This is a genomic window from Thiorhodospira sibirica ATCC 700588, assembly GCF_000227725.2.
Taxonomy (GTDB): Bacteria; Pseudomonadota; Gammaproteobacteria; order Ectothiorhodospirales; family Ectothiorhodospiraceae; genus Thiorhodospira; species Thiorhodospira sibirica.
Map to the genome: position 1 here is coordinate 2925218 of NZ_MU255056.1, position 11442 is coordinate 2936659.

The 11442-nt window shown below is 52.8% G+C and carries 10 protein-coding genes and 1 pseudogene; 4 read left to right on the forward strand and 7 right to left on the reverse strand.

Going from position 1 to position 11442, the window contains the following annotated elements; genetic code table 11:
- Positions 1-403: pseudogene (locus THISIDRAFT_RS13480) on the forward strand (IS5 family transposase); the annotation flags it as partial.
- On the opposite strand, the gene THISIDRAFT_RS13485 reads toward THISIDRAFT_RS13480, so the two are convergent.
- On the reverse strand, positions 361-537 hold the full coding sequence (locus THISIDRAFT_RS13485; protein WP_006788608.1) for a hypothetical protein: 177 nt from the start codon (positions 535-537) through the stop codon (positions 361-363). The pseudogene THISIDRAFT_RS13480 and the gene THISIDRAFT_RS13485 overlap by 43 nt on opposite strands.
- A 673-nt stretch (positions 538-1210) precedes the next feature.
- Here THISIDRAFT_RS13485 and motA point away from each other — a divergent pair.
- From motA to THISIDRAFT_RS13505, 3 genes are read left to right on the forward strand one after another with little or no spacing between them, the layout of a single operon-like run.
- Positions 1211-2071, forward strand: a complete 861-nt coding sequence (gene motA / locus THISIDRAFT_RS13495) for a flagellar motor stator protein MotA (RefSeq protein WP_006788610.1) — start codon at positions 1211-1213, stop codon at positions 2069-2071.
- 3 nt (positions 2072-2074) lie between these two features.
- The gene (gene motB, locus THISIDRAFT_RS13500; RefSeq protein WP_006788611.1) at positions 2075-2965 is read left to right on the forward strand and encodes a flagellar motor protein MotB; all 891 of its coding nucleotides are present in this window, start codon (positions 2075-2077) and stop codon (positions 2963-2965) included.
- 26 nt (positions 2966-2991) lie between these two features.
- Complete coding sequence (locus tag THISIDRAFT_RS13505) at positions 2992-6336, forward strand: ABC transporter substrate-binding protein (RefSeq protein ID WP_256439206.1); 3345 nt, start codon at positions 2992-2994, stop codon at positions 6334-6336.
- A gap of 190 nt (positions 6337-6526) precedes the next feature.
- Here THISIDRAFT_RS13505 and THISIDRAFT_RS14985 read toward each other — a convergent pair whose 3' ends face one another.
- The 6 genes from THISIDRAFT_RS14985 to nifV form a co-directional block, all read right to left on the reverse strand.
- Complete coding sequence (locus tag THISIDRAFT_RS14985) at positions 6527-6625, reverse strand: hypothetical protein (RefSeq protein ID WP_246585404.1); 99 nt, start codon at positions 6623-6625, stop codon at positions 6527-6529.
- 119 nt (positions 6626-6744) lie between these two features.
- Positions 6745-7308 (reverse strand): nuclease-related domain-containing protein, encoded by a 564-nt coding sequence (locus THISIDRAFT_RS13510; protein ID WP_006788613.1) that lies wholly within the window; start codon positions 7306-7308, stop codon positions 6745-6747.
- A gap of 110 nt (positions 7309-7418) precedes the next feature.
- Positions 7419-8309, reverse strand: coding sequence for a glycerol kinase (locus tag THISIDRAFT_RS13515; protein ID WP_040853245.1), 891 nt, complete (start codon positions 8307-8309; stop codon positions 7419-7421).
- A gap of 949 nt (positions 8310-9258) precedes the next feature.
- Positions 9259-9702 carry a nitrogen fixation protein NifZ gene (locus tag THISIDRAFT_RS13520; RefSeq protein WP_006788616.1) on the reverse strand — a complete coding sequence of 148 codons (444 nt, stop codon included), beginning with the start codon at positions 9700-9702 and terminating at the stop codon, positions 9259-9261.
- Between the two features lie 2 nt (positions 9703-9704).
- The gene (gene nifW / locus THISIDRAFT_RS13525; protein ID WP_006788617.1) at positions 9705-10019 is read right to left on the reverse strand and encodes a nitrogenase-stabilizing/protective protein NifW; all 315 of its coding nucleotides are present in this window, start codon (positions 10017-10019) and stop codon (positions 9705-9707) included.
- A complete protein-coding gene (nifV, locus tag THISIDRAFT_RS13530; protein ID WP_006788618.1) occupies positions 10016-11212 on the reverse strand; it encodes a homocitrate synthase in 1197 nt (398 codons plus the stop codon). The genes nifW and nifV overlap by 4 nt, the downstream gene beginning before the upstream one ends.
- Positions 11213-11442: the final 230 nt, after the last annotated feature.

The following is an 11442-nucleotide window of genomic DNA, read 5'->3' on the forward strand; positions in this document are numbered from 1 at the left end:
ATCAAGGGCCGCAAACGCCATCTTCTGGTCGATACCCTGGGGCTGGTGCTGGCCGTCGTTGTCACCGCCGCCAGCGTGCAAGACCGTGATGGGGCGCGCCAACTCCTGCGCCATCTCCCCGGTCATTGCAAAAAGCTAGCGCAAAATCTGGGTTGACGGCGGCTACAGTGGACGCCTGGTTGACTGGGTTGCCCAGCGCTTTCGTTTCGTCTTGACGGGGGTCTTGCGTCCCAAGGAGCGCCGAGGGTTTGTTTTGTTGCCGCGACGCTGGGTTGTTGAGCGGACCTTTGGCTGGCTGAACCACTCACGCCGTCTGAGCAAGGACTACGAGCGCTTGATGTCGAGCAGCGAAGCCTGGATTTATCTCGCAATGAGTCGACTGATGGCTAACCGCTTGGTTTGAGGCGGTAGTTTCCAAACAGCTTTTAAGTGAAGTACCGCCAGTGAAAATACAGAAATCAACACCACCGGCAGGGTGGCAAGCAACATCATGCGCTGGCTGTAGTTGGCCTTTTTGAGAGGTGGTATGGTTTTCATTGCCAGGCTCCTCTGGCCTTTTTTCTGTTGGTATCAGGCACAGAGATGGCTAAAATGACGGCAATTTATCCAAACCCGCCGCCAGCGAATACACAAAAAACGAAATGGGCCTGCACTGAATACGAAAATGCCTCTTCGGGGCTTTGTTTTCCCTATATTTTGCTAGGGGGCGTTAACAATCAGGCCAGCCATACGACGGCTGACACGAGACACAGTAGCGACTGATAATTCCTTGCCAGCCGCTCATAGCGCGTGGCGATTCGCCTGAATGCTTTGATTTTCTGAAAGAATCTTTCTCCTAAGTTACGATCCTTATCGCTGTGCTAGTCAACCTCGATGACATCCAAAAAGAGGCGGTTATCTTTGGCGCTCACACCACCGTCGGTCACTTTACCAGGAAGGAGAGGCGCAAGCCTCTCCCACGGGTCATCTCGCAGCATCAAGCGGGGCATAAAGCATCCAAATTCAGTTATCTGACATCTACCTTGGCAAAACGGGTCATTGTTAGCGCCCCTAGTCCCAGCGCGCGGTTTATGTCTAAAATGACTCGGTGCAATGGCAGATTGGCGGCTTTTTGGCCTAGTGCGCAGTTGCGTAGGCATAAACTGCGATAAAATACCCTGCTGTAAAGCTTTTCATTCCCCTCATTGCCAGCCCTTGGGAGCGTGTCGCCGTGAATTTGATAGTGGGTTCCTTGATTGTTACGTTTAGCGTCTTTGGCGGTTTTGTCTTGCACGGCGGGCAGTTGCTGGCCATTTGGCAGCCCTACGAGGTGTTGATTATCGGCGGTGCCGCGTTTGGAGCCTTCATGATTGCCAATCCCAACAAGGTGATCGGCAAGGTCTTCAAGAGCATTCCTGCCTTAATGGGCGGGGCTAAATACAGCAAAGAGCATTATATGCAGCTCTTGGCCTTGATGTTTGAGTTATTCGGCAAAATCCGCAAAGAAGGTCTGATGTCCATTGAGGCCGACATTGAAGACCCCAATGCCAGCCCCTTGTTCAGTAAATACCCCAAGGTGGTGAGCGATCATCATGCGGTGGATTTTATTTGCGATTATATGCGTCTGGTGGTGGGCGGCAGCATGAATGCCTTTGAGCTGGAAAACCTGATGGATGTCGAGCTGGCAACCCATCATGAGGAATCTGAAGAGCCCAGTCATGCGGTCAACCGGGTGGCCGATGCGTTGCCAGGCTTTGGGATTGTGGCGGCGGTTTTGGGGATTGTGAACACCATGGGCTCTCTGGATGGTCCCATTGAGGTCATCGGTGCCAAGGTGGCTGCCGCGCTGGTCGGGACCTTTCTGGGGATTTTGCTGGCTTATGGTTTTGTCGGCCCGATGAGTACTGCCCTGGAGCGCCGCGCCCAGGAAGAGGCCAAATTCATGGCCTGTATCAAGGTCTGCATCCTGGCCAATATTCAGGGCTATAACCCGCCGGTGGCGGTGGAGTTTGGCCGCAAGGCGATGGCCTCGGATATGCGTCCCAGCTTTCAGGAACTGGAAACCCATCTGCGCAATGCCAAAGAGGGCTAATTCATGGCCCTGGATGACAAAAAACAACCGATCGTCGTCAAAAAGGTCTATAAAAAGGCCGGGCATCATGGCGGTTCTTGGAAGGTCGCCTTTGCCGATTTTGCCACCGCGATGATGGCCTTTTTTCTGGTGTTGTGGTTACTCAATGCTACCACGGCAGAACAGTTGGGGGGCATTTCTGAGTATTTTCGCAATCCTTCAGCGGTGGAGGGCAAAAGTACCGCCTCCCCCGGCTCTTTGGGGGATGGTACGGGCGTGGCCCCGGCTTTGATCAATCTGGAGGGTGCCATTGATGTTGCCCCTGAAAGCGACTACGATGCTGACAGCAGCCATGAATTGAGCGAACGCATGGAGCGCGAGCAACTGGAGGCGTTGATGCAGGTCTTGCGTGAAAGCATCGACAGCAGTCAGGCATTAGCCCCTTTCAAGGATCAGCTGCTGCTTGATCTTACCCCGGAGGGCTTGCGCATTCAGATTGTTGATCATGAAAACCGCCCGATGTTTGATCTAGGCAGTGCAACCTTGTTAGGGTATTCACAGGCGATTTTGCGTGAATTAGGCGCGCTGATTAACGAGGTGCCCAATAAAGTGAGCATTACCGGACATACCGATGCGCGGCCCTTGCTGCGCGCCAATTACAGTAACTGGGAATTATCCGCAGAACGCGCCAATGCGGCGCGACGCGCCTTGGTTACTGGCGGGATGCAACCCGAAAAAATCGGACGGGTGGTAGGGCTGGCCGATACGGTGCTGTTTGACAAGGAAGACCCGCTGAGCTCTGTCAATCGGCGCATCAGTATTATTGTGCTGAACAAGCGCGCTGAAGAGGCCATTGCCCTGGATGGCCAACTCCCGGATGTGCCGCCCACCCAAGAGCGCGGCGATGTGCCTTAATCCTATGTAGTCAGCGAGTAACCACAGTGCCTGTACATAAGCCATCTTCCCGCAGTATCAAGCTGGGCCTGATGCCGCCATTAACCGGTCTGGTGGGCATCTATGGGGCTGAAATTACCTGGGCGGCACGCATTGCCTGTCAGCGCATCAACGAACGCGGCGGACTTTTGGGTCTGCCGCTGGAGCTGATCGTTGAAGATGATGGCAGCTATCCCGAAACGGCGGTGCCAGCGGCCCGGCGTTTGATGGAGGAGCATGGCTGCGTGGCGCTGATCGGCAATCTGTTATCCAACTCGCGCATTGCCATCGCTGCCCAGGTGGCTGAACCCAAACGCATTCCCTACCTCAATTTTTCCTTTTACGAAGGCAGTATCAGCGGGCGCTATTTTTTCCACTTCGCCGCCCTGCCCAATCAGCAAATCGACAAGATGATCCCCTTTATGGCGGCGCGCTATGGGGAGAAGATGTTTTTTGCCGGGAATAATTACGAGTGGCCACGCGGCTCCATTGACGCAGCCAAGCAGTCGCTAAAGCTGCTCAATGGCGATGTGCTGGGCGAGGAATATCTGCCCATGGAGGCCGATGATGCGCAGATCGAAGCGCTACTGGAACGGGTGGCGCGCAGTGGTGCGGATGTTTTCGTCCCCTATTTTGCCGGGGATGATCAGCTCAGACTGCTGACCCGCTTTACCGAAATGGGCCTAAAGCAGCGCATGGCGGTGGTCATGGGGCATTATGATGAAGTGATGGTCAGCCATTTACCGCCGCAGGTGCGGGAGGGCTTTTATTCCAGTAATACCTACTTTATGTCCGTAGACACCCCGGCAAACCACGCCTATCTCAAAGCGCTGGCTGTGATGCCGGGGATTCACGGCGTGTGGCCGCATGGCAATGGTTTTTTGACCAATTTTGGCGAAGGCGCCTTCATGTGCGTCAATGCCTTTGCCCAGGCGGTCACTCGCGCGGGCAGTCTGGATGCCGAGGCGCTGGTAGAGGCGCTGGAAACAGTGTGTGTAGAGGGGCCGCAAGGCGTGGTGTGCATGGATGCCGCGACCCATCATGCGCAGGTCAACAGCTATCTGTCGCGCTGCCGGGCCGATGGCACCTTTGAAATCATTGAAAGTTTCGGCACCATTGCGCCACAGATTCCGGTGCGTTATCAATCCGTGGCCCGCGCCTGGCCGATCCATGCCTCACCCACCTCGCCGCAGCTGGCCGCCCATATTGCCAGCAAGGCCACCGAGGCGCTGGAGCGCTTTGGCAGTGCCCAGCAGATTCTCTCGATGGCCGATATTGCCATTCTGGCCACCGATGCCCGTGGCGTGATCATTGATGCCAATCCGGGGGTGTGCCAGTTATTTGGCTATGAGCTCAGCGAGCTGCAAGGGATGTTGGTACATCTTTTGGTACCGCCGCATTTTCGGGCGCATCATGCCGAGCTGTTTGCCGAATTTGTCAGTGGCGATGAAACTGCCCGGCGCATGTCGCAGCGGGGCGAGATCACCGGCTATCGCAAGGATGGCACTTTCTTTCCGCTGGAGGCCTCCATTGCCAAGTTTCGCAGCGATGGGCAATGGTTTTTAGCCGTCACCATGCGCGATATCACCGAGCGCAAGCAGGCCGAAGAGGCGCTGTTGTGGCGGGCGACGCACGACGCCCTCACCGGTCTGCCCAATCGGGCGTTGATGCGCGAGCGGCTCAACAATGCCCTGCTGCGTTCCCAGCGTCACAATCTTAGTCTGGCGCTGCTGTTTATTGATCTGGATGGCTTCAAGCTGATCAACGACACCCACGGTCATGAGGCCGGGGATGACGTGTTGCAAGTGGTGGCCGAACGCCTGATGGCCAGCGTGCGCCCCGGCGATACCGTAGCGCGTCTGGCGGGTGATGAATTTGCCATCCTCAGCGAACAGATCGCCCAGCCGGAAGATATCGCCAGCCTTGCCGAGCGCATCAATCAATGCCTGCGCGAAGCGATCTCACACAGCACCCAGGAACTCTTTGTCAGCGCCAGCATTGGCGTGGCCATTGGCCATGGTGACAAACACTCCGCCGATGAACTGCTGCGTTATGCCGATACCGCGATGTATTCGGTCAAGCAAAAAGGCCGCGATGGCTGGCAGTTCTTTAATCACGAACTGCAAGAAGAGGCCCTGCAACGCCTGACTATTACCCAGGGCCTGCGTCTGGCGGTTGCGCAAAACGAGCTCTTTGCCCTCTATCAGCCCATTGTCACCGCCAATGATGGACGCATTATCGGTGCCGAACTGCTGCTGCGCTGGCGTTCCTCCAAGGGGCTGGTGTCCCCGGCAGTCTTCATCCCCATTGCGGAAATGACCGGTGCCATTGTACCGATTGGCGCGTGGGTGTTTCGTGCCGGCTGTGAGGCGGAGGTGGCCTGGCGGCAGCGCTGGGGCGAACAGGCCCCGTATATCTCCATCAATATCTCGGCCCGCCAGCTCAGCGAACCCACCATTGTTGAGGATTTTATCGCCATTCTCGAACAGACCGGCGCCGATCCCCACCGCATCTCGCTGGAAGTCACCGAGACCTCCCTGATGGCGGATATTGATGGCAACCTGCGGGCCTTGCGGCGTTTTACCGAATTGGGTATGCGTCTGGCAGTGGATGATTTTGGTACCGGCTACTCCTCCCTGGCCCAACTGACCCGCCTGCCTGCCAGCGTCTTAAAAATCGACCAAGCCTTTATCTACGACCTCGAACACCACAGCGAAAACCGCACCGTCGTGCGCGCTGTCATGGGCTTGGGCAAAGCCCTTGGGCTACGTCTGATTGCCGAAGGCGTGGAAACCAAGGCCCAACAACAAGAACTCTATACCCACGGCTGCGATTTTATCCAGGGCTATCTGTTCTACCGGCCACTCACCCAGGAAGAGCTGGGCAAAGCGGTGGATCAGCAAGCCGGGTTGTGCGCCCTGCCCAAAGACAGTCCGCACTACTTCATCATCTACGTCAGCCGCGCCAATGCACAGATGAACCCCAGCGCCTTTGAGCAAATCCTGGTCAAAGCCCGCGCCTACAACGTCGCTGCCGGGATCACGGGCTGTCTGATCTATCAGGAAGGGCAATTCATGCAAATGCTCGAAGGCCCCAAAGACAAAATCCACATCCTCTTAGATCATATCCGCGCTGATCTGCGTCACACCGACTTCACCACCGTCATCGAAGGCTACAGCACCCAGCGCGTCTTCCCAGACTGGAGCATGGGCTTTCGCGACATGACCCACCTCCTCGACGCCCCGGATTTCACCCCGTGGCGCAAGCGCAAAATCAGCCTGTTTGAACTTGCCGAAGACGCCCGCACTTCGTACACCTACATCACTGCCCTGGCCACCTGTAAAACAACCTAGCACCATTCGCTGAAACTATGCAGGATAATCGAGACCCAGCCGCCCCCTCCTAAAACGTCCAAAACGGCTTATCTTTGCGCATCAGCCGAAAAATTGAAGGTCTGAATGCTTACCCTTGATTTTTTGTTAATTATGACTAACGCCTAACATCAAATTTTTTAGCAATTTTTGGACCAGATTTATGTGATTTTTATTTGACATTCATAGTGCCTTTACATTTAGGAAACTTTGTACAGCCCCAGAATTGCTTACCGATCTTTTGACCATTTTTCGTTTTTCGTAGAATCATTGCGCTACCGCATTTTGGACAATTCGGTACATTGCTATTTTCTTTCTCTGAAATGATATTTTTTACATGCCTGATATGCTCACGCTGTTTTTTAAATGATGGCGCAATCCTTTTTTGTTCTATTTTTTAATTATTTCCGTTACTTGCGATTGTGTTAAAACGGGATTTTTCTTCGATTTTATATACTTCGCATAATCTCTGCCATGAGTTACATTTTCAGGCATTTCTATTTTGAATGTGCTATCACCTACAAAAACAATTACAGAATGAACTTGCTGTGCATTCAGACCCAATAAGGATTCAAGTGTTTTTGTATGCTTGTAGTTCTGATGCAATGGGTTCTGGAATTTGCTTGAATGTTTATAAATCTTTTGGGTCCATGTTTTTTGGTTAGTGCTGCCGAATATCCATCCTTTCATGTTTTTTGTTTCAACCACAAAAACGCCAAATTCTGAAACGATAATGTGATCAATTTGTGTGCTTCCATCTTCTGTTGGTAGGGTCACGTTCTTGATTAGATAGTATTTTTCTTTATCCAATAATAAATTTTCTGATAAATTGATGAAAGACTCACCAATAACACCTTTCAACCAAGGAGATTTAAGAACTACTACGAAAATCGCAATTGGTATCAGATACCAAAGAGCGTTGATTATTTTATTAATGATTAGTAAAAAATCCATTCTGCTGCCTAATTATTCACAATAACGCCAAAAATCACCGGCGGCAAAAAAGCAGAGCGACGAAAGCGCAGCGCTTTTTGTTGTTCGTGTGAATTTCAATTTTTATGTAATTAATATGCCTGGACACCATATTTGAGTAACATTCTTGGCAAAATATCATCCAGGTTCTGCACATCTTTATCTTGAAGCTCTATAAGATTAAATCCGTACTTTCTATATAGTTCTATTTTTTTCTCTTTGCGGGCTAGATACTTTGGATCATTCTCATAGCCCCAATACTCAATGTAAACCTTGCCAGTAGGTATGTAGAAGTCGGAGTAGACATCTTCTTCGATAGGCAACTTGCGTTCATATGCATGAACTATCTCTGCCATATAGAGCCAATTATCAATTAGCATTTCTGCTTTAGAACGAACAAAATGTCCATCAGCTGCGCGATGTTTTGCCTCAAATTTTTCTCTGAAACCTATGTCATCAGGTTCGCTTTTTTTTGATTCTGGTGTTTTTTCTTCCTCCGTTCCTTTAACGTGCCCGATTGTTTCCTTTAGTGATTTTGACTCAATGATAGCCTCTGGCCACCTAACAAAAGGAATGCCAGATTTTTTGTCTTCTGCTTGCAGACCACCTTGTTTTTTACCTTGCTCCGTTAAAACCCATCCCTTGATTCCTTTGTTTAGCCAGCCTAACTCTGAAAATATGAAGTTTATTTTATTTGCAGATAATTCAAATGATCGGCCGATTACAGTTGCGGTAACCATTTTTATTTTTTCAGTAGAATCTTCTCCGTTTTCAATATTTAAATCAAGATTTTCAGGCCAAACAATATATTTTCCATATTGTTCTGAGTTTCTGTACTCACCACCGATTGCTTGTCCTTCTGCTGTTAATGCCCATGAATCATTATTCTTTTCAATAAATCCTCGCTCCAGCAGGTACTCAAAAAGCTCTTTCGCTGAAAGCCCAAGTGATTTTGAAAGTGTTGTAGTTGATACAAGTTTCATAATTCTAAATGCACTCCTTTTGCTGCCCTAATGAAACAGAGCCGCACAAGCGGTTCTGTGTTGTCACTGAAGTATACAGAAAGTGACTCGGGTGTGCTAGACAGAATCTGCCTGGCATTGCTAGCGTAACCATTCAGACCCTCCTCCTAAAACGTCCAAAACGGCTTATCTTTGCGCATCAGCCGAAAAATTGGAGGAGAGTCTGAGCGCTTATGGTAATTTCGCTTCAATGAAGACTGTTAGTCGGGAGCGCTCTGAGTCTGCGAATACAGTCTGCGCAGTAATAGGCCCGCGTGAGGTACGCAGCTCAAAGACCAGCGTTGTATCTTGCACATAAGCTGGCGCTCTAAACGATGGCGTCAAGGTGTTTGAGCCGCTCAGGATGATGCTGCTTGCGGCATCATTGATGGGTAGCCACTGATGATAACCCGTCAATCAAATAGCTACGCTGCTGCATATTGAATCGCTAAGGGTTTAATTCCCCGCCGCTTGCGGCGGGGTTCTTTATTTCGTATCCGGATACCAAAGATTTGCGACTCCAGGCCGCAGGCGGTGGGTTACTCTGGCGTTTCTGAACTTTTGCCGACTGCCCGGATTCCCCAACGAAGTTAAACGTGACGGCCTCTTCCCGTGGCGGCATCATCTTGATGCCGCTTAAAGCCAAGCGAAGGCACGATGCCCCGCCATGCAGCAGCGGCTTCCCTGCCTGCGCCGCGTGCGTCGCGGTAGGCAGCCGTCGCTTTAAGCGGCACCTGGAAGGTGCCGCCACAGGATAAAGTGTTTTTTAGCGATGGGGTGTGGCCTTGCCCAGGCAGCGTTTCACCGCCTAGGCGAAACCGGATCCACAGGGTTTCATCGGGACGCAGCGGGTAGCGGCATTTTCCAGATGCCGCCGCAAAAAAAAGCGACACCGGGAAGGTGTCGCTATGGCTAAAGCATCAAGGCATCTTCAAACGTGTTCGGCTTCGCACAGCAAGGCCTCGCCAAGCTGCAAGGTGCGTCCGTGAAAATGCACATGGTAATGACAATTTTGCGGGTCATCGGCCAGGACTTTAATCACTTCGCCGATATCCTCTGGGGTGGCGATGACTTCCCCGTCAATCGCCAGGGGTCTGGTGGGTTTTACTTTGTCGCGAAATGCAAAGCGGCTGGGATGCCAGGGTTGCTCAAGGTTTAATAATTCCTCCTCACGACAGCCAATCACCCGACCCTGTTCGAGAAAATGCACCGAGTAGATGATCTGGGTTTGCAGGAACAATCCCATCTCAATGATATGCCCGATGCTGCCGCGTGGGATCAGTAATTCACCGCGCCCAATGCCCGGATAACTGCCATCATTGCGCACATTGCGCCGCAGACGTACCGCCTGCCCATAATCAAAACGGGCGCGCATGATCATTCCTCCCGTTTGCTAAACGCCTGACTGAGCGGGATCACCGTGACCTGGGGTTCGCCACGCCGAAAGACTTTAAAGACCTTTTCGGTACGCGCATCCGAGGCTACAAAATCCTCATAGGCCTGGCGCAGACGCTCGGCATAGACAGTCCGCGCCTGCTCTGCGGCAATCGGCGCCTGATTCAGGTAGTCGTGGAAGCGTTGCAGAATGTGCAAGCGATTCACCTGCACCAGGGCAGGGTCATACGCAATGCCGAAATAATCCAAAAACTCCTCGGCAGTGCTAAGTTCTTTGAGATCATGTGTGAGTGTCATGAGCAGGTCAGCCCTTCAGAAGATGGATGTAATGCAGGAAAAACGGCTTCCGCTGATACCTTGGGGCCGTCTTCACCCAGTTGCTGATACCACTGGGCCAGCTCGTGTTCGCTGGGTGGTCGTTTATCGCTGACCGCCATCTGGCGCACCCGAGCCAATAGCAAAAAGGCCTGTGCCCTGGAAAGGCTAATCCCCAGGGCGGCATAGGCTGCCATGACCGCGCCTGTGCCGGAATGCTTGCCCAGCACCAGACGATGGCTACGCCCAAGGAGGGCCGGATCAACGCCCTGGTAATTGGCCGGATCTTTGAGCAGCCCGTCTACATGGATGCCGGCTTCATGGGTAAACACCCCTTCACCGATCAGGCTTTTTTGCCAATGCACCGGTCGTCCGCTGGCATTTTCTACCAGCTTCGACAGGGCTGGAAAACGGCGCAGATCAATGCCGGTCTCCACGTGATGCAGTTGTCTGAGCGCTAACACCACTTCCTCGAGTGCGGCATTGCCCGCCCGCTCGCCAAGTCCATGCACGGTGGTATTAAGATGAGTGGCTCCCCCCAGGGCCGCCGCAAGGCTGTTGGCCGTGGCCAGACCCAGATCATCATGGGCGTGCATCTCCAGCTCCAGATCGCTGTGGGCACGCATCCGTTGGAAGCGCGCATGCACCCCAAAGGGCTCCATGATGCCCACGGTATCGGCAAAACGAAAGCGCCGCGCCCCGGCCTGGGCAGCGGTTTGCAGCACCGCCAGCAAAAAATCCTCGGCAGCGCGTGAGGCATCCTCGCCGCCCACGCATACCTCAAGGCCCATCTGCCGCGCCGCCCGAACCTGATAATCGACAGTCGCCAGGACCCAGGCCCGGTCGCGTCGTAATTTGCGTGCAATCTGCTGATCCGATACCGGAATTGACAGATCGACCATATCCACCCCAAGCCCATGACAGGCCAGCAGGTCATCATCGCGCATCCGCGCCCAGACCAGCAGCCGTGCCGCCAAGCCTTGTGTGGCCAGGCAGCGGATAGCCTCGCGCTCTTCTGTGCCCATCGCCGGGATGCCAACCTCAAGCTCTGGCACCCCCAGCTGATCCAGGCCCTGGGCAATGGCGATGCGCTCTTCCAGGGTAAAGGCCACCCCGGCGGACTGTTCGCCATCGCGCAAGGTGGTGTCGTCTATGATGATATGTGGTGCGGACATGATTTCAAATCTCAAGGCAAGGATTGCATGTCCTCATGCAAAGCGCAGGCCAATCAATAAATCAATGATTTTTAGTGATTTTTAGCAAGATGCGTATGTAACAGACGGGATAAACGCGAGGGGATGTTGCAAAGCTGACAAGTTAAGGAAGCTCTGAATAACTCCGCATTTTTGCGATAATTCACTCATCAGTCAATCAATCGGTATTTGCCCCATGGATCAGCTATCAA